General features: G+C 62.2%; 18 protein-coding genes. 13 read left to right on the top strand and 5 right to left on the bottom strand.

From position 1 onward, the window contains the following. The first annotated feature begins 143 nt into the window (after positions 1 to 143). From QMX83_RS13630 to QMX83_RS13655, 6 genes are all read left to right on the top strand, one after another. Complete coding sequence (locus QMX83_RS13630) at positions 144 to 599, top strand: hypothetical protein (RefSeq protein WP_282297180.1); 456 nt, start codon at positions 144 to 146, stop codon at positions 597 to 599. 49 nt (positions 600 to 648) lie between these two features. Further along, positions 649 to 1,119, top strand: a complete 471-nt coding sequence (locus QMX83_RS13635) for a hypothetical protein (protein ID WP_282297181.1) — start codon at positions 649 to 651, stop codon at positions 1,117 to 1,119. Between the two features lie 140 nt (positions 1,120 to 1,259). Beyond that, positions 1,260 to 2,132: a hypothetical protein gene (locus tag QMX83_RS13640; protein WP_282297182.1), complete on the top strand. Its 873-nt coding sequence runs from the start codon at positions 1,260 to 1,262 to the stop codon at positions 2,130 to 2,132. A 39-nt stretch (positions 2,133 to 2,171) separates the two neighbouring features. After that, positions 2,172 to 2,519 carry a hypothetical protein gene (locus QMX83_RS13645; RefSeq protein ID WP_282297183.1) on the top strand — a complete coding sequence of 116 codons (348 nt, stop codon included), beginning with the start codon at positions 2,172 to 2,174 and terminating at the stop codon, positions 2,517 to 2,519. A gap of 37 nt (positions 2,520 to 2,556) precedes the next feature. Then, positions 2,557 to 2,892, top strand: a complete 336-nt coding sequence (locus QMX83_RS13650) for a hypothetical protein (RefSeq protein WP_282297184.1) — start codon at positions 2,557 to 2,559, stop codon at positions 2,890 to 2,892. Positions 2,893 to 3,148: 256 nt separating this feature from the next. Then, entirely contained in the window at positions 3,149 to 3,445 is a 297-nt protein-coding gene (locus QMX83_RS13655) for a hypothetical protein (protein ID WP_282297185.1), read from the top strand. A 2-nt stretch (positions 3,446 to 3,447) separates the two neighbouring features. Here the strand turns inward: QMX83_RS13655 and QMX83_RS13660 are convergent, their stop codons facing one another. The 5 genes from QMX83_RS13660 to QMX83_RS13680 form a co-directional block, all read right to left on the bottom strand. Beyond that, on the bottom strand, positions 3,448 to 4,278 hold the full coding sequence (locus QMX83_RS13660; RefSeq protein ID WP_282297187.1) for a hypothetical protein: 831 nt from the start codon (positions 4,276 to 4,278) through the stop codon (positions 3,448 to 3,450). A gap of 14 nt (positions 4,279 to 4,292) precedes the next feature. Continuing rightward, a complete protein-coding gene (locus tag QMX83_RS13665; protein ID WP_282297189.1) occupies positions 4,293 to 4,541 on the bottom strand; it encodes a hypothetical protein in 249 nt (82 codons plus the stop codon). After that, positions 4,538 to 5,878 (bottom strand): TFIIB-type zinc ribbon-containing protein, encoded by a 1,341-nt coding sequence (locus tag QMX83_RS13670; protein ID WP_282297190.1) that lies wholly within the window; start codon positions 5,876 to 5,878, stop codon positions 4,538 to 4,540. The genes QMX83_RS13665 and QMX83_RS13670 overlap by 4 nt, the downstream gene beginning before the upstream one ends. Before the next feature lie 15 nt (positions 5,879 to 5,893). Further along, a complete protein-coding gene (locus QMX83_RS13675) occupies positions 5,894 to 7,042 on the bottom strand; it encodes an SPFH domain-containing protein (protein WP_282297191.1) in 1,149 nt (382 codons plus the stop codon). A gap of 103 nt (positions 7,043 to 7,145) precedes the next feature. Then, the gene (locus QMX83_RS13680) at positions 7,146 to 7,424 is read right to left on the bottom strand and encodes a hypothetical protein (RefSeq protein ID WP_282297192.1); all 279 of its coding nucleotides are present in this window, start codon (positions 7,422 to 7,424) and stop codon (positions 7,146 to 7,148) included. Between the two features lie 137 nt (positions 7,425 to 7,561). Between QMX83_RS13680 and QMX83_RS13685 the strand changes: the two genes are divergently transcribed. From QMX83_RS13685 to QMX83_RS13715, 7 genes are all read left to right on the top strand, one after another. After that, on the top strand, positions 7,562 to 8,029 hold the full coding sequence (locus tag QMX83_RS13685; RefSeq protein WP_282297193.1) for a hypothetical protein: 468 nt from the start codon (positions 7,562 to 7,564) through the stop codon (positions 8,027 to 8,029). 99 nt (positions 8,030 to 8,128) lie between these two features. Further along, entirely contained in the window at positions 8,129 to 10,495 is a 2,367-nt protein-coding gene (locus tag QMX83_RS13690; RefSeq protein ID WP_282297195.1) for an arylsulfatase, read from the top strand. Between the two features lie 49 nt (positions 10,496 to 10,544). After that, positions 10,545 to 11,453, top strand: coding sequence for a LysR substrate-binding domain-containing protein (locus QMX83_RS13695; RefSeq protein WP_282297197.1), 909 nt, complete (start codon positions 10,545 to 10,547; stop codon positions 11,451 to 11,453). Between the two features lie 97 nt (positions 11,454 to 11,550). After that, the gene (locus QMX83_RS13700) at positions 11,551 to 12,738 is read left to right on the top strand and encodes a CaiB/BaiF CoA-transferase family protein (protein ID WP_282297199.1); all 1,188 of its coding nucleotides are present in this window, start codon (positions 11,551 to 11,553) and stop codon (positions 12,736 to 12,738) included. A gap of 2 nt (positions 12,739 to 12,740) precedes the next feature. Next, positions 12,741 to 13,673 (top strand): hydroxymethylglutaryl-CoA lyase, encoded by a 933-nt coding sequence (locus QMX83_RS13705; protein WP_282297201.1) that lies wholly within the window; start codon positions 12,741 to 12,743, stop codon positions 13,671 to 13,673. A gap of 70 nt (positions 13,674 to 13,743) precedes the next feature. After that, a complete protein-coding gene (locus QMX83_RS13710) occupies positions 13,744 to 15,084 on the top strand; it encodes an SLC13 family permease (RefSeq protein ID WP_282297203.1) in 1,341 nt (446 codons plus the stop codon). Between the two features lie 11 nt (positions 15,085 to 15,095). Beyond that, positions 15,096 to 16,343 (top strand): OprD family outer membrane porin, encoded by a 1,248-nt coding sequence (locus tag QMX83_RS13715; protein WP_282297205.1) that lies wholly within the window; start codon positions 15,096 to 15,098, stop codon positions 16,341 to 16,343. Positions 16,344 to 16,547: the final 204 nt, after the last annotated feature.

Raw genomic sequence — 16,547 nt, forward strand, 5'->3', positions numbered from 1 at the left:
CCCGAGAATGCGCGTGAAACTTCAAGAAACCTTCACGCCCCGGTAGCGCCGGCCGTTGGCCGGCCCACGCTATGCACGACATTCAACATTGGAGATACTCGCTGCTCTGGGCGAGCATGGGGGGCCTCCGGGGGGCGACAGTTATGGGCGACCTAGTCATTCGTGCGGCTGCTCAAGAATACAGTGGCTTCTTTGATCTGTTGTACTTCGCTGAAAGCACTATTGGTGACTGGGGCTTCGAAGACAGAACCCTCACGGTGGAGGTTCAAGGAGTCTTCTTGTTCGGCAACCATCCGCTAAACGCCGAAGGTCATGGTCCGCACGCAGGCTGGTTCGTATTTGAGGGGGTAACCTCCTCGAAGCGCACGCTGATCGAGTGCATTGGAGATCCGGTGAAGCCGGATGGATTCAAGGCACCGCGCGAAGAGGTGGACGATATTGACTACGGGCTTCCCGGCCTGCCGAAGGAGTCGCGCGAATACGGATTCGAGGGGTACCTGACCGTTCCCCTCGGCTGGGTGGATTGGGTGGTAGTCGCCGGGTCGTTCAAGTTCGTGGTGGACCCGCTGGCGCGAAAGGCGGCGCAGTTGGGTATGTAAGGTTTCGTTGTCCAGAATTTCAGTGCCTAAACAACGTCAAGGAATGCTGATGAACAACATGGATCCCCGGCCGACGTGGAAGCCGTCCATCGTGCCAACCGACGAGTGGACCTTGAACCATACGTACAGCTATCTGTCAGGCAAGTCATACACCTTGTATGCGCATGGGAGCTGTGTCATCTGGCTCGGACCAGAGGAGTTGCCCATTGAGGCGTACCACGCAAGGCTGCGGGCGGTGACGCAGCAAGAACCTGACTTCCGCGTCCAGCGTCACCGGAACGGCGACTATCTGGTGACCTTCAAGGGCGGTATCGGCGGCGTGATGTCGGGGGAGCTGTTGAGGGCGAATCTTCCGGTGTTGCGTCAGGAAGCGTTTTCGCAGGGATTTCTCCCGTCTGAGCATATCGCGGTGGATCAGAACGATGCGGAGACAGAGCTTGAGCTGATCGCAGGGCTATATGTGCGCGCTCAGTTGTATCGTGACGTTGAGGCGCTCAAGGTGGTGGCGATGGTGTCCTGAGTCGCCCATGACCGTAGAGCCGGGCTCTGCCCGGCTGAACGTGGCGATATCGGTGGGATTTGCGAGAAGAGCAGCCGGGCAGAGCCCGGCTCTACGGGTGCTGGCGGGTGTGCCGCAGTCGAAGGACAAGAGGCTTGGAAATGAGCATCATTGAAGACGCGATATGCTGGGACGGCGTATCCGCAAAGCTCTGTATGTATGTGGTTTCACCCGGATCGAAGCCACTGGGGAGTAGGGACTTTCAGTTGGGTGGTGTGGCCCCGAAGGACATTCTTGGTCCGTTCCTGATGGAAGACGAGTTCGAAGTTCTACATGGCAAGGCGCTTGTCTTCTACGAATTGACGTTGGAAGCCTATCCGAACGACCTGAAAGCCTACTTGACGCATTGCTCGGCCGCAGCGTTGGCGGATGGTGCGGAGTTTGTCTGGTTCCAGTTCGACGGGGGATTCGATTTCGAGAGCGTGTTGAGCCAGGACTTTGCGCGAGATGTGTACTTCCTTCAGCCAGCGGGTGGGCTTCCGTCTATTGCGATTGATGATGAAGTCCGGACGGGTAAGGGGTGGGCGCAGGTCGTCCTAGGTGCTCGGCGCATGCTGATAGGAGGGCCGAGGATAAGAAGTATTGAGGATATGATTGCCATGAAAGGGACAGGGTCGGTCATTGATGATTTGACTCCGGTGTCCCGGGAAAAGCTTGCACAGCTTCGTGCGGACTACCCACAGATTCCTGATCAGTTCATTGAGTTCCTTGAGAAGGTCGGATTCGGGTGTATCGGCGACGGCGGATACATGATTTACGACGGAGTCGCAGAGCCTGGATTCATATATAGTGAGCCGGAATCGGTTGACTGGATTCTACTGTTCGGAGATGACTTCTCTGGATGCAATGCTGGGTTTCACGTCAGTACGGGGCGAATCTATGAGATTGATTCAGCCTTCATGAGTGCCGAAGAGGTAGCAAACGACTTCCTTGGCTTCATTGCTGCCAAGATATCGGAGGTCGCTTCGTGGTGAGTGGTTTCACATGTGGCGCGGTACGGAGTGGCGACAGGTATGTTCAACTTTGAAGAGTGCAGCCTGGCTGATGCGGAGATCGTCCTCGTCTCTGCATATGGTGGAGATGTCCATGTCGAATACAGGGATTGGCAGGAGCGAGTGTGCCTGTTGAAGTTCTCCGATGTTGTTGGCTACCAGAGCTTCAGTCCCGAGGGGCGTGCGTTGAGTCATGGGGTGGTGGAGCAGGATGAGGCCTTTATTGCGCATGCCTGCCTGATGGCGGACGGGGAGAGCGTGGAAGGCTTCAAGGTGTTCTCATTCGTTGAGGCAGAGAACGAGTTGAAGGTGCTGCGCATGGTTGCAAGAGGTGTAGAAGGCTACTGCGTGGATCACAGGCCTCCGTAGATGGTCCTTCTGTCGCCAGATATATCGGATCAAGTCAATGAATAGATACGCATCAGTTGGTGTGAAGCCTATCGGGTCGCTGCGGGAGACAGCAGAGCTGCTCGGTGAAGTTCTCTCTGGCTTGAATTTTCAGGAGGATACTGATTGGGTCTACGATGAGTACCCCAACTTTTATGCCTACGATGACACGTGTGTATACGCGCTTCTCGGTTGTCCTGCGCCTGAAGATGATCTTCGAGAGGATCCCGATGGCGACTTTGAGTTGCTGGTAAGTCCAATCGACGACTCGTCCGATGAGGATACTGATGTCTCGGCTGAGCTTGTTTCCATCATAAATAGCGACGGTCGCTTGTCAGCGTACATGATGGATTGATTCATGGTGCTTCACGCTGGCTTGTGGCTTGTGGCAAGGGCGCTGTACGGATGGCGCGGCTGCGGTTGGGGTCACTCGTTGCCGTGCCGATCATTGTCATCGGCAGTCGTCTGTCGACCGACTCTACCCGCCGGACGGCCTGCTGTGGTGACGCGCCATGCGCGTCAGACCGGAGTGCGTCAGCGTGTGCATCATTCAAGTGAGGTTAGCGATCGTGGCTGGAACGATAATTGTGTCAGATGAGAAGGGTGTTGCTATGAACGGGATCGCTTTTGATTATTTCAGTGATCGGATCCGTGCTGAGTTCTCGCTTCTCGGTCAGCGCGTGAGAAGCAAGGTCTACTGGCATCAGGACGTAGGATGTACCACGTTCATCACTGCGGCCGAGCTGAATGCTGCTGAGTTCTGCGTATTTGCCTCGGCGGTTGTCGCGGCGAGAGATCGCGATCGCAGTAGCGGGTACGTTCGTTGCTATGAAGCGCTCTGGTCCGAATTGATCGGACTGATCGGAGAGGATGCGCGTAGTAAAGAGCTGGATATTGCGCTTGATTGACCTCAGCTTCCCGCATCGAACCGCTGAGTCTCCGGATTCCAGGACACGCTGATGCGTTCCGGGGCCTCAGTTGCGTCAGAGAACGAGGGGGTGCAGTTTCCCGAACAGATGGACCGTTTGATGGTCGCACTGCAGTCCCAGGTGTACTGTCGATCGTGAACGCTCGGGCTGCAGGCGATCTTGCTGACATCGTACAGCCGCGCGTGAACAACGGTGGATGCGCCGTTGCTGGGTAAGGAAAAGGTCATTCCTCCCATCTTCTCAATCGCCGCATATCGATCACGGATGGCTTGCCTCACCTCTTCGGGAACAGGATCGCGGGGTGCAGGTGTGCGCTTTGCCCGAAGGGTGCCCGCCGCTTTGGCTTCCCGCTCTTCGGCCATCTGGACGATGGAACGGAGCCCCGGACCGGGGCCTGTCGCCAGCATGGGCAGGGGCGCGGTTTTCGGGTCTGTTGAAGCCGTGGTTTCTCTGCCCAGCTTCGATTCAATGGCAGCAGCCCATTGCCACTCGTAGCCTTCTGGCACCTTGATCAGCAGCCGGCCATTTTCCGTATGTCCTTCAAGGGTGAGCCCATAGCGCTTGATGTGCACGAGCGTGCGCGGAAGCGCCGCTGGCCAGGCGCTGATCACGATACGGCCGGGGTACACCTTGTAGTCGAACGAGGTCTCTCGAACCCGCTCGAATTCGGTTCCTTCGACGGTCAGCGTGGTGCCGTCATAGTCCACGTACTCATTTCCCTCTGGCGCATTGCTGCAGGCCGAAGTTGCCAGCGCAAGCAGACAGGCGAGGACCGCGGGCAGGACGCGAGCGTGGATCGTTGTCTGGCGCATGCAGTCAGGTCCGGTCATCGGGGGCGGGAGACCCGCTTTCGATACTCGCTCACGTTGTCACCCTGGATCCGCCTTTCGCGCGTCCCGTTATTGGTGCCCACCTTGCTTTCCGACCCGGTTACCGGCTTTGCCTCCACCAGCGTCTCGCGCTCGAAGGCGTGCGACTTGTCGGTATTGCGGTAGTACCGGTACAGAGCCCAGTACAGCCCCGTAGCGGCGGCAGGGCCTGCCGCCAACAACCAAAGACCACTATCGTCACTCATGCGCTGGCTACCAGTAGGGCGATGACAAGGGCTTCCACGATCGTGCCGGTGGTGAGCGCGGCCAGCAGCAGTTTCCACTGCTGCACGGGGACGCTGCCCATGGTTTCACCGGTACGGCCGTTGACCGCGATGTAGTGCAGCATCCCGCCGTTACGGCCGGGCTGGTGGTACGAATACAGCCACACGGGCAGGTACATGGAGACCCAGCGGGTGCCATGCACTTCCAGCTGCTCCTGCTCCCAGCGCACACCACGGTTGAAGCGGCGCACTGAGCCGTGGACCTCCGAGCGGGCGATGGACAGCAGCTGGTCTTCCAGCCGCGGCATCATCTTTTCCACGTCCAGGTCGCGCTTCTCCGAAGTGAAGCCGAGCAGGTAGGACGCGTTCCATTTCAGCGCGTTCTTGGTGTCGAACGGCAGGATGGTATTGATGATGTTGTTGGTGTTGACCTTGATGTCCATATTGCCGCGCTGGGCCGAGGACTCCAGCGGCAGGTCGTCGACGGTGAAGTCGACCTGGCGCTGGACCTGATAGACATCGGCGTCGTAATACGTCTTCTTCTTGTCGCCGGTGCCCACGGTGTATTCGCGGGTCTGGATCTCGCCCTTGCCGGATACGGCCGCGCTGACATTGCTGTCCACGATCATGTACGGCATGTAGACGCCGACCACATTCTCTGGCGTGAACTGGTCCTTGAACGCCTTCAATGCAAACAGCCGTCGCTTGTCGACGAACTGGCGGATGCGTGCAACGGCGTCGTCTTTGCTGATCCGGAAGGGCAGCACCGCATCGGGTACGGCCCCGTTGGCGACCTGCTCGTTGACACCGAATACGTGCCGGCACCAGTGGCAGCGGGCGGTCATGCTGCTTTCGGTGTTGATGGTCACTTCGGCACCGCAGCCGGTGCACTTGAAGCTCATCAGGCTGGCGGTTCCCGCTTCGATGTTGCGGGCACCGCTGGCGATGTTCGTGCCGCGCAACTGGTCCAGGCCTTCGCCCAGCCCGTAAGCCTCCTCCACGCGGTGGCCATGCCACTGGTGGCGGCAGTACTGGCACACCAGCACGTCCGTGCCGACCTTCAGGCGCACGTCGCTGGACCCGCACTTCGGGCAACGATTGACGCCGTCCTTCAACTCCTCGGCCGAGGTATCCAGCGCCTCGGGATCGGGTGCTTCAATCTCGGCCTGGATCGGGTCGGGCAGGGTGGCCGGGTCCAGCGGGAAGCTGCCGGGCAGGGGTGGGACGTCCTGCGGCGAGCCGGGGCCGTCCAGCGTTGCCTTGGGCAACGGCGGCGGCACCGGCGGCAGCGGTGGCGGGGTGTTTCCTGGGTTGTTCATGGCGGGCCGTGCGTCTTACAGGCCCAGCGCCTTGGCTTTGGCGGCGTCGTAATCGGCCTGGGTGATCAGCCCCAGGTCGAGCATCTCCTTCGCCTTCTTCAGCTTGGCGACGGTGTCATCCACCGGCGCGGCAGCCGGGGTGGCAGGCTGCTGCAGGTTACCCACGCCCATCATGCCGCTGGCCATGCCGATGCCCATCAGGCCGGCCGCACCGCCGTTCTCGCCGGCGGACTGGATGCCCTGGGCGACGCTGGCCTGCAGGTTGGAATTGCCACGGGTACCAGCCAGCGCATCAGCGCGCTGCACGGTCTTGAGCAGTTCGCGGGTGTTGGCGTCGTACTCGATGGAAACGATGGCGGTCTTGACGATGGCCAGGCCACGGTCGGACTTCCACTGGTAACCCTGCTCAACTGCGGCGGACAGGCTCTGGGCGAAGCCCAGCGAATCCTGCTGCAGTTTGGTGATGCGGTTGCCCTTGGCCGGGTCGTTGCTGTACAGGCTGAATGCCGGAGCCAGCGAGCTGACCACTTCATTGAACAGCTGGTTGGCGGCGGCGTTGTCCATGTCGGTGAAGTCGAACACCTTGCCCGGCTGCAGATAGGCGGCCGGCACGAAGTTCTTCACGAACAGGATGGGGTCTTCGATCTTCAGCGTGTACGAGCCACGGGTGACCGCGCCGACCTGGGTGTTGAGGAAGGCGTCGTCCCAGTAGATTTCCGACTGGGTGCCGAAACGGTTGTCGGGCAGTTCCTTCAACGAAACGAAGAACGCCGCCTGCTGCGCGCCGGGCTGGCCGCCGAACTTGAAGCGCTCCCAGCTCTGCTTGATCAGCGGGGTGACAATGCCGTCGCCGGCAAAGATGGACTGCGAATTCAGGTCATCGGAGCGCCACTCGTAGCCGCCGGCCTCGGCGACAAATGCGGTGATCGCACCGTCCTGCATCAGCAGCAGGCCGTAGCCCTCCGGCACGACGATCTTCGAGCCGTTGCTGATGATGTTGGACGAGCCGCTCGTGTTGGAGCCACGGCCGGCATTGGTGCCGCGCGGCACGGCGGCGAACAGGGCTGCCGTGGACGGCAGCCCGTTGGGCACCGTGTAGAAGTCCTTCCACTGGTCGGCCAGAACACCGCCGACTGCACCCTTTACCGCCTGGATCAGACCCATGACCATTCCTTGTGATTGCTGGATGGTGGGGACTATAGCAGGCGGGCGGGGGCGGAAATCAGGGGGGAGGAAGGGATGCCGGCCGACGGCCGGCATCCAGTCGTCAGTCGGGCAGGTTGCACTTCATCTTGCCGTCAACGTAGTACGGCTTGGGCACGTCCGGGTTCTCGCTGGTCTTCTCGAACACCACCTCGAACGATTCCGCATCGGGGGTACCCTTGCGCTCGGTGCAGGCGTCCTGCAGCTTCTTCTTGACGGCGGTAATGCCGGCGTCACGATTGGCCCCTTCGGCACTGTTGTTGAGATTCACGGCTTCGGCGAAGGCCAGCGGGCTGGCACCCAGCAGACAGGCGGCGAACAGGGCGGCGTGCAGCTTCTTCATGCAATCTCCTTGTAGAGCCGGGCTCTGCCCGGCTGCTCCTGATGAAGTCATCAGCATAGGGCAGTCGCGTTAAGACTTCGTGGCGCAGATGCCGGACATGCTATCGTTCCTGAACGGCAGCCACAGGAGAAGAGGCAATGCAGGACGAACGCCAATTGGATGCCGCGCCCATGAACAGCCCCTATAGTCCGCCCCAGGCGGCACTTCCCGACACGTCCCCCGCCATGCCGCGGTTGCCGGCGCTGCTGCATCGGCTGATCGCCATTCTCATTGCCGCATTCTGCTCAGTGCACTTCATGAGCATGTGGATCATGGTGCTGCGCCAGGTTTCCGAGTATGGGCTCGAGCTGATGCCGCTCAGCTACATCGCCAAGCTGATGGTGATGCCGCTGACGCTTGCCTTAGCCGGCGTGTTCCTGGCATTCGGCCGTCGTGTCTCCGTGCTGTTGTTCGCCGCCTATCTTGCGATGTACGCCATTCGTTTCGGCGCGGGTAATGGTTACCACTGGCCGACGCTGCTGCTGGCGATCGGATTTCTGGGCTACAGCGCCTGGCGTTGGAAGACCGGCGCGCTCACCGGCTGGCCGCAGCGTCGCGCTGGCTGAGTATAAGTACCGGAGTGCAATGCGTAGTTCTGCGCAGGCAGGGCGCGCAGGACACGGCCAGTCTGTGGTGCATACCCACGCGCGGACTGGAGCGGTGCCATGGCCTCGAAGAAGACCCCGGAATTTCCTGTTCATATTGATCGGCACCACCTTCCCGAGCCGGAGTGGAAGTTCCCGAATGCCGAGATCGGCCTGTACGCGAAGAACTCCTCGCCGGACTTTCCGCCGCTGAAGCAGGCTCCTGCCGGCGCCCCCAACATCCTGCTGGTGCTGCTGGACGACGTCGGCTTCGGCTGGCCCAGTGCCTGCGGTGGGCTGGTGCGCATGCCCACCGCAGAGCGGGTGGGCACCAATGGGTTGTTCTACAACCAGTTCCATACCACGGCCCTGTGCTCACCCACGCGCGCCGCCATGCTGACCGGGCGCAACCACCATTCGGTCGCCAGCGGGGTGATCGCCGAAATGGCCACGGGCTATCCTGGCTACTGCGGCATCATTCCGAAAAGCTGCGCCACGTTTGCCGAGCTGCTGAAACAGTCTGGCTACACGTGTGGCTGGTTCGGCAAGAACCACAACGTGCCGGACAACCTGACCAGTGCGGCGGGGCCGTTCGACAACTGGCCTACCAACCAGGGCTTCGACCTGTTCTACGGCTTCATCAGCGGCGAGACCGATCAATTCTTCCCGTCACTGCTGAAGAATACGGATCCGATTGAGCCGCCGTCACGGCCGGAGGATGGCTACCAGCTCACCCGCGACCTGGCCGACCAGTGCATTGGTTGGATCCGCACCCAGAAGTCCATCGCACCGAACCGTCCTTTCATGGCGTACTTCTCTACCGGTGCCGCGCATGCCCCGCATCAGCCGCCACTTGACTGGCGCGGACGCAACGAGGGTCGCTTCGATATGGGCTGGGATGCGTACCGCGAGCAGGTGCACGCCGAGCAGATCAAGCGCGGCATCATTCCCAAGGGGACCCAACTGACCGAGCGCCCGGAACAGATTCCGTCCTGGGACAGTCAGCCGAAGGAACACCAGGCCTTGTTCGCGCGGCAGGCGGAAAACTATGCCGACTTCCTGGAGCACGCGGATTTTGAAGCGGGCCGGGTGATCGATGCGATTGAAACGCTGGGCGAACTCGACAACACGCTGATCATTTACATCATTGGCGACAACGGTTCCAGTGGCGAAGGTTCCCTGGTGGGTACGCCCAACGAGCTGATGAGCCTCAATGGGCGGCAGCCGTCGATGGAGGAGTCCATCGGATTCATGGACCGCTGGGGACTCCCCGGCACCTCGCCACACTATGCCGTAGGCTGGGCATGGGCAGGCGACACGCCGTTCCAATGGACCAAGCAGGTGGCTTCGCACTTCGGCGGAACGCGCAATGCGATGTTCGTGTCCTGGCCAAAGGTGATCAAGGACAAGGGCAAGCAGCGCAGTCAGTTCCATCACTGCATCGACATCATGCCGACGTTGATGGAGGTGGTGGGCATTGCCGAGCCTCAGGTGGTAAATGGCTACGTGCAGCGGCCCATCGAGGGTGTCAGCTTTGCCTACACGTTCGACAAAGGCGCACAGAAGGTGCCGAGCACGCGCAAGAGGCAGTACTTCGAGATGCTGGGCAACCGGGCCATGTATGCCGAGGGCTGGATGGCCTGCTGCCGGCATGGGCGGCTGCCATGGGAGACGTCTGGCTCCTTCAGCTTCGAAGACGACCGGTGGGAGCTTTACCACATCGACAAGGACTTCAGTCAAGCCGTCGATCTTGCGGAGAAGGAGCCTGTGCGTCTGCGCCAACTGCAGGACCTGTTCATGACGGAAGCGGCGAAGTACAACGTGTTCCCGCTGGATGACAGTTTCTCAGAGCGGCTGGACGTCACCCTGCGTCCCAGCTACTTCTTCGGTCGCGAGGAGGTCACCTTCTATCCCGGTATGACCCGGCTGCCTGAGGGCAGTGGCCCGAAGCTGGTGGGCGTTCCATTTACCTTGACGGTGCCGGTGGAGGTGCCGAAGGGCGGCGGTGAAGGCGTGTTGTTCGCACTCGGTGGAGACGCAGCGGGATTTTCGCTGTTCTTCTGGGAAGGAAAGCCCCGCTTCCACTACAACTTCTTTGCGATCAAACGCTATGACGCGGTCGCGCCGAAAGCCCTGGCTGCCGGCAAGCATACGATCGAGGTCACGTTCACGCCGAGCACGACCACACCCGGTGGTCCGGCTGATGTGGTTCTGTCCGTTGACGGCCAGAAGGTGGACAGCGTCCACATCGATGAGCAGATTCCCCAGCGTTGTGGCACCGAGTGCATGGACGTGGGCATGGATTGTGTATCGCCCGTGTGCGCCGACTACGATGAGAAGGGGCTGTTCCCCTTCAACGGCACCATTGAGTCGGTCAACTTCAAGTTTGGAAAGCATGCGCAGCCCACCGGCATGGAGCGCTTGAAGGAGGCTACGCGGCTGGATTGAGCGGTCGCGGTATCATCGGCTCCAGTTCTGTATTGGCTGGAGCCAGTTTGTGACCCAACCCATGCCCGTGGACCGGATCAGTCTGACCACGTTGCGGCTGTTTGTCGCCGTGGTCGAGGAGGGCTCGCTGTCCAAAGCCGCCGAACGTGAATCGATTGCCACTTCCGCGGCCAGCCGGCGCTTGAACGACCTGGAAAGCGGTCTGGACGTGGTGCTGTTCACCCGTAACAGCCGCGGCATGCAGCTCACCCTGGCCGGGGAAAGCCTGCTGCAGCACGCGCGCCGGATGCTGTTGGCGGCCTCGGCGTTATCCAGTGAGTTGCTGGAGTACCGTCGCGGCATTCGGGGGCACATCCGCATGCTGGCCAATCTTTCGGCGATTGTGGCCTATCTGCCTGAAGCGCTGGAGGCGTTCTTCCTGGAGCACCCGGACCTGCGCATCGAGCTCGAAGAGCGCCCCACGCCCGGCGTGGTGCGTGGTATCCAGGAGGGCTGGGCGGAAATCGGCGTGTGCTCCGGTGACAGCGAGCTGGGTGATCTGGCGGTGCTGCCGTTCCGGCGCGACCGGCTGGTGATGCTGATGCGCCCGGACCATCCGCTCGCCGGCCAGGGGCCGCTGGCCTTTGCCGACACGCTGCCGTACGACCAGGTGGCGCTGCACGCCGAAAGCTCGATCTTTACCCGTTCGCAGATGGCTGCACGCGATGCGGGGCGCTCGCTGCGTCGACGCATCCACGTGCCGGGCTTCGACGCGATCTGCCGCACCGTGCAGGCGGGCCTGGGCATCGGGCTGGTGCCGGAGCCGGTGTTCGAATTGTTCGGTCGTTCAATGAAGCTGCACTTCGAGCCGCTGACCGATGCCTGGGCGGAAAGAGAGCTGAAACTGGTGTACCGCAACGGCCGGACCCTCTCCACCGCTGCGCAGCAGTTGCTCGACCACCTTCGACCAAAGGATTAGGCGTTCGCGAAATGCGAACGCCATTTCGCGAATGAGGTCTGGCGCAATGGTGTGAAGGCTGGCTACCCTGCGCTGCATTGTCGCAGGAGGAGTCGGGATGCCAGGTCCATTGCAGGGCATTCGTGTTGTTGAATTCGGGACGCTGATCGCCGCGCCGTTCGCCGCGCGCCTGTTCGCCGAATTCGGAGCCGAAGTGATCAAGGTGGAGTCGCCGGAAGGGGGCGACCCGCTGCGCAAGTGGCGCAAGCTGCACGGCGATACCTCGCTGTGGTGGTCGCTGCAGGCGCGCAACAAGAAGTCCGTCGTGCTGGACCTGAAGTCCGCCGACGGTGCCGATGCCGCCCGCCAACTGGCCGCCAGCGCCGATGTGGTGATCGAGAACTTCCGTCCCGGCGGGCTGGAAAAGCTGGGGCTGGGCTGGGACGCGCTGTCTGCGTTGAATCCGAACCTGATCATGGTCCGCATTTCCGGCTATGGGCAGACCGGCCCATACCGCGACCGCCCCGGCTTCGGCGCGATTGGCGAAGCCATGGGCGGTATCCGCTACACCACCGGTGATCCGAGCACGCCACCGGCACGCGTGGGCGTCAGCCTGGGTGACTCGCTGGCCTCGCTGCACGGGGTGATGGGCGCGCTGATGGCGCTGCTGCGGGTGAAGACCGGGCAGGGCGGCGGTCAGGTGGTGGACGTTTCGCTGGTCGAAAGCGTGTTCAACCTGATGGAAAGCCTGGTACCGGAGTACGCGATGTTCGGCGAGGTGCGTGAGCGCACCGGCGGCGCATTGCCAGGCATCAGCCCGTCCAATACCTACCCGACCGCCGACGGGGCGTTCGTGGTGATTGCCGGCAACAGCGATCCGATCTTCAAGCGGCTCATGCGTGCGATTGGCCGCGATGACCTGGCCGAAGACCCTTCATTGGCCACCAATCCGGGCCGGGTGGTGCGCAACGCCGAACTGGATGCGGCCATCACCCATTGGACCAGTGGCCGCAACATCGATGCAGTGCTGGAAGCGCTGGATCTGGCCGATGTTCCTGCCGGACGGATTTACTCGGCCGCCGACATCGTCGCCGATCCGCACTACCAGGCGCGCGGCATGCTGCTCAACACCACGCTGCCCGATGGGCAGCCGATCACGCTGCCAGGCATCGTGCCCACGCTTTCAGAGACGCCCGGCGAGATGCGCTGGACCGGTCCGGCGCTGGGCGAACACACCGCACAGGTTCTTGCCGAACTGGGACTGGCCGCTGATGCCATCGCCCGCATCACGGCGAAGGAGAAGTGAGCATGGCCACATCCCGTCCTTTGATCGTGCAGGAAGTCTGCCTGCGTGACGGCCTCCAGATCGAACCGGTGTTTGTACCGACGGCCGAGAAGATCCGCTTGGGCAATGCCTTTGGCGAACTGGGCTTCGCCCGCATCGAAGTGAGCAGTTTCGTGTCGCCCAAGGCCGTGCCGGCACTGGCTGATGCGGCGGAGGTGTTCGCCGGCCTGCAGCGTTCCGAAGGTACGGTGTATGTCGCGCTGGTGCCGAACCTGAAAGGCGCGGAGCGTGCATTGGCAGCAGGTGCCGATGAATTGAATCTGGTGATGTCGGCGGGCGAAACCCACAACCTGGCCAACATGCGCATGACAGCGGAACAGAGCTTCACGGGCTTCGCGCAGATCGCTGCGCTCAACAACGGTACCAAGCTGCTCAACGGCACCGTGGCCACCGCGTTTGGCTGCCCGTTCGAAGGGGCCCAAGCCCCGGCCAAGGTGCTGGATATCGTGCGCCGCTATCTGGACCTGGGCTGCTCCGGGATCACCCTGGCTGACACCACCGGCATGGCCAACCCGCGCCAGGTGGCGCAATTGGTGGATCAGGCGCTGAAACTGGTGGACGCCGCCGCGCTCACCCTGCATTTCCACGACACCCGTGGCCTGGGTCTGGCCAATGTGGTGGCGGCCTATGACGCTGGCGCGCAGCGGTTTGATGCCTCGCTGGGCGGACTGGGCGGTTGCCCGTTCGCGCCGGGGGCGTCAGGCAACATCTGCACCGAAGACCTGGTGGCGATGTGCGAGGAAATGGGCATTCCCACCGGGCTGGACCTGCTGCGGCTTATCGAACTTTCAAAAACACTGCCGGCACTGGTCGGCCACGAGACTTCCGGTCAGGTCGCCAAGGCCGGCCGGGTAGGCGACCTGCATCCGGCACCGCCGGGCCTGCGCGCCGCCTGACCAATCCGCACGCCGGTGCAGGCTGTGCCGGCGTGCGCTTCAACTAGCTTTGCATTCCTGGGAGGGAATCATGCACGAGTGGTTTGTGCTGGCGAACGCCATGTTCGCTATTTTGTTGATCGTTCTGCTGATCATCTATTTCAAGGTCAACCCGATGATCGCGCTGGTGGCCGGGCCGTTGTACCTGGGCCTCAGCTCGGGGCTGGGCTTTGCCGAGACCATCAAGGCCATTACCGAAGGCTTTGGCGAGCTGATGGGCAAGATCGGCCTGCTGATCGGCTTCGGGGTGATGATCGGCGCCTTCCTGCATCGAATGGGGGCGTTCCAGCAGGTGGTGCGGCTGTTGGTGAAAACCTTCAAGCCGAAGCAGATGCCGTATGCGTTTGCGACCATCCTGACCTCGATCTTCCCGCCGATCTACACCGACGTGCTGCTGTTGATGTCGGCCCCACTGGCGCGTGCCACGGCGCGCCGCATGGGCGGCGACGCGCTGCCGAAAATGGCGGCCGCCGTCGGCGTGGGCATCTACATGGCGCTGACCATGGTGGTACCGGGCGTTGCGGCGCTGGCGCTTTCGGCGGTGCTGGATGTGGAACTTGGCACGATGCTGCTGGTCGGCCTGGCGATCGCCATTCCCACCGTGTTCCTCACCCTGTGGGGCTTCCACTGGTTGCTGCATCGTGGCTTCTGGAAGCCGGAAACCGACGAACTGCCGGAAGACGAGCAGCCGGCGGTGATTACGGCCGACGAGGCCACTGAAGGCAATGCGGTGCCGCTGAAGCTCTCGCTGCTGCCGATCATCGTGCCGATGCTCATGATCGCATTGGGCGCGGTGGACCGCGTGATGGGCTGGGATGCGCCGGTGCTGGAAGCCATTGGCAATTCCACATTCGCGCTGTTCTGTGGTCTGGCGCTGGCATTCTTCATCGCCCGCTTCACCATTCCGGCGCGTGACCGCAGCGGCGCGGTCACCGATGCATTCAAGGAAAGCGGCCAGATCCTGTTGCTGACCGGCGTAGCCGGCTCGCTCTCGGCCGTGGTGGCAACCACCGGCATGGGTGACATTCTGTCGGGCTATTTCACAGCCAACACCGCCGCGCCGCTGCTGCTGGTGTGGCTGGTGGCGGCGATTCTGCACATCGCCATCGGCTCGGTGTCGGCCTCTGCGATCACCGCTGCGAGCCTGCTGGCACCGGCCCTGCATTCACTGGACGTCCCGCCGGTGCTGGTGGCGCTGGCCGCAGGCTCGGGCTCGCTGTTCCTGGTGCATGTCACCAGCAATACGTTCTGGCTGATGCAGACCACGATGGGCATGACCCTGCGTGGCACGTTGAAGACGCTGAGCCTTCCGCTGTCGATGGCCTCGGTGGTGTCGCTGGTCCTGATCCTCATCGCCGGCGCGATCTTCTAAGGAGTTGCAACATGCGTAATCTTTCGATTTCCGTGCTGGCGGCTGCGTGCCTGGTCAGCGGCTCGGCGATGGCGGATGAAACGTCCGAAGGCTTCTTCAAGGGAGCCGAAGTGGATCTGACCGCCACCAACTTCTACTACAACCGCGATTTCCGCAGCGGCAGTGGCCAGGGCAAGCGCGAGGAATGGGCGCAGGGCCTGATGATCGATGCACGCAGCGGCTACACGCCTGGCGTGGTGGGCTTCGGCCTGGACCTGCTGGGTCTGGGCGACCTCAAGCTGGATGGCACCGATGCCGAGGTCGGCACCGGTATCCTGCCGTATGACGAGGACGGCGCGCGCACCACGTTTGGCCGCGTGGCGATTACCGGCAAGGCCAAGGCGGGGCCGGCGGAACTGCGCGTCGGCAGCCATATCACCTCGGACCTGACCCTGAAGTCCAACACCAGTCGCCTGCTGCCGCAGACTTTCGAGGGTGCCTCGTTGGGTGCGGCCTTCAATAATGGGTTGGAGCTGGGGTACAAGCGCTTTGACCGCAGCTGGTACCGTGATGGCGTCGACAGGGTACACCTGACCATCACCAACAAGGACCGTCGCTTCAGCGGAACGCCGGACTCGGATCACCTTGATCTGTTCACCGCAGGCTGGAAGGTCAACGACCAGTTGAAGCTGCGCGTGGAGCATGTGGAGCTGCAGGACATCTATCGGCAGCAGGTCGCCTCGGTGGCGTATCGTCAACCGTTGCCCGTCGGCCGCCTGGATACGGAACTGCGCTACTACGTCTCTGACGACGTGGGCCAGGCCTTGGCCGGCGTGGTCGACAACCGCGCCGTGAACGCGCTGGTTGCGTGGAACGTCAACGGACAGGAATTCGCTGTGGCCTACCAGGACATGAGCGGCGACAGCGCGATGCCGTTCGTGGGAGGCACCGACGGCAACGTGTTCAACTGGACCTTCATCAACGACTTCATGGAGCGCGACGAGCGCAGCTGGCAGGCGCGTTACCAGCTGGACGGCAAGCGTATCGGCATTCCCGGGTTGAAGTTCCTGGTCCGTTACGTGAAGGGTGACAATGCGCGTCCTGCCACCTTTGCAGGCGAAGGACGGCAATGGCAGCGTGATTTCGAGATCGGCTACACCTTCCAGAGTGAAGCGCTGAAGGACTTCTCGATTCGCTGGCGCAATGGGTTCTTCCGCTCGAACTACCAGCGCGACGCCGAGGAGAACCGCTTGATGCTGGTGTACTCCACGTCGCTTTGAATTGGGGCGTGTGATCGCGCTGGCGGTGCGTATTTGCCGCAAACCCGTAGAGCGGGGCTTGCCCCGCTGCCTTTCGCGATGCCGCCAAAAGCAGCCGGGCAAGCCCGGCTCTACAATACGGTCGCGGGGGGGGGGGGGGGGGGGGGGGGGGGGGGGGGGGGGGGGGGGGGGGGGTGTGGGTGGGGGGGGGTTGGGTTGTGGTGT

The organism is Stenotrophomonas sp. PS02289, from assembly GCF_029960115.1.
Classification (GTDB): domain Bacteria; phylum Pseudomonadota; class Gammaproteobacteria; order Xanthomonadales; family Xanthomonadaceae; genus Stenotrophomonas.

Excerpts from the sequence above, each read along its gene's own strand:
- QMX83_RS13640 (WP_282297182.1), top strand. The coding sequence starts at position 1,260 with ATGAGCATCATTGAAGACGCGATATGCTGGGACGGCGTATCCGCAAAG.
- QMX83_RS13685 (WP_282297193.1), top strand. The coding sequence starts at position 7,562 with ATGCAGGACGAACGCCAATTGGATGCCGCGCCCATGAACAGCCCCTAT.
- QMX83_RS13670 (WP_282297190.1), bottom strand. The coding sequence starts at position 5,878 with ATGAACAACCCAGGAAACACCCCGCCACCGCTGCCGCCGGTGCCGCCG.
- QMX83_RS13710 (WP_282297203.1), top strand. The coding sequence starts at position 13,744 with ATGCACGAGTGGTTTGTGCTGGCGAACGCCATGTTCGCTATTTTGTTG.
- QMX83_RS13705 (WP_282297201.1), top strand. The coding sequence starts at position 12,741 with ATGGCCACATCCCGTCCTTTGATCGTGCAGGAAGTCTGCCTGCGTGAC.
- QMX83_RS13660 (WP_282297187.1), bottom strand. The coding sequence starts at position 4,278 with ATGCGCCAGACAACGATCCACGCTCGCGTCCTGCCCGCGGTCCTCGCC.
- QMX83_RS13715 (WP_282297205.1), top strand. The coding sequence starts at position 15,096 with ATGCGTAATCTTTCGATTTCCGTGCTGGCGGCTGCGTGCCTGGTCAGC.
- QMX83_RS13665 (WP_282297189.1), bottom strand. The coding sequence starts at position 4,541 with ATGAGTGACGATAGTGGTCTTTGGTTGTTGGCGGCAGGCCCTGCCGCC.
- QMX83_RS13655 (WP_282297185.1), top strand. The coding sequence starts at position 3,149 with ATGAACGGGATCGCTTTTGATTATTTCAGTGATCGGATCCGTGCTGAG.
- QMX83_RS13690 (WP_282297195.1), top strand. The coding sequence starts at position 8,129 with ATGGCCTCGAAGAAGACCCCGGAATTTCCTGTTCATATTGATCGGCAC.
- QMX83_RS13700 (WP_282297199.1), top strand. The coding sequence starts at position 11,551 with ATGCCAGGTCCATTGCAGGGCATTCGTGTTGTTGAATTCGGGACGCTG.
- QMX83_RS13635 (WP_282297181.1), top strand. The coding sequence starts at position 649 with ATGAACAACATGGATCCCCGGCCGACGTGGAAGCCGTCCATCGTGCCA.
- QMX83_RS13630 (WP_282297180.1), top strand. The coding sequence starts at position 144 with ATGGGCGACCTAGTCATTCGTGCGGCTGCTCAAGAATACAGTGGCTTC.
- QMX83_RS13675 (WP_282297191.1), bottom strand. The coding sequence starts at position 7,042 with ATGGGTCTGATCCAGGCGGTAAAGGGTGCAGTCGGCGGTGTTCTGGCC.
- QMX83_RS13650 (WP_282297184.1), top strand. The coding sequence starts at position 2,557 with ATGAATAGATACGCATCAGTTGGTGTGAAGCCTATCGGGTCGCTGCGG.
- QMX83_RS13645 (WP_282297183.1), top strand. The coding sequence starts at position 2,172 with ATGTTCAACTTTGAAGAGTGCAGCCTGGCTGATGCGGAGATCGTCCTC.
- QMX83_RS13680 (WP_282297192.1), bottom strand. The coding sequence starts at position 7,424 with ATGAAGAAGCTGCACGCCGCCCTGTTCGCCGCCTGTCTGCTGGGTGCC.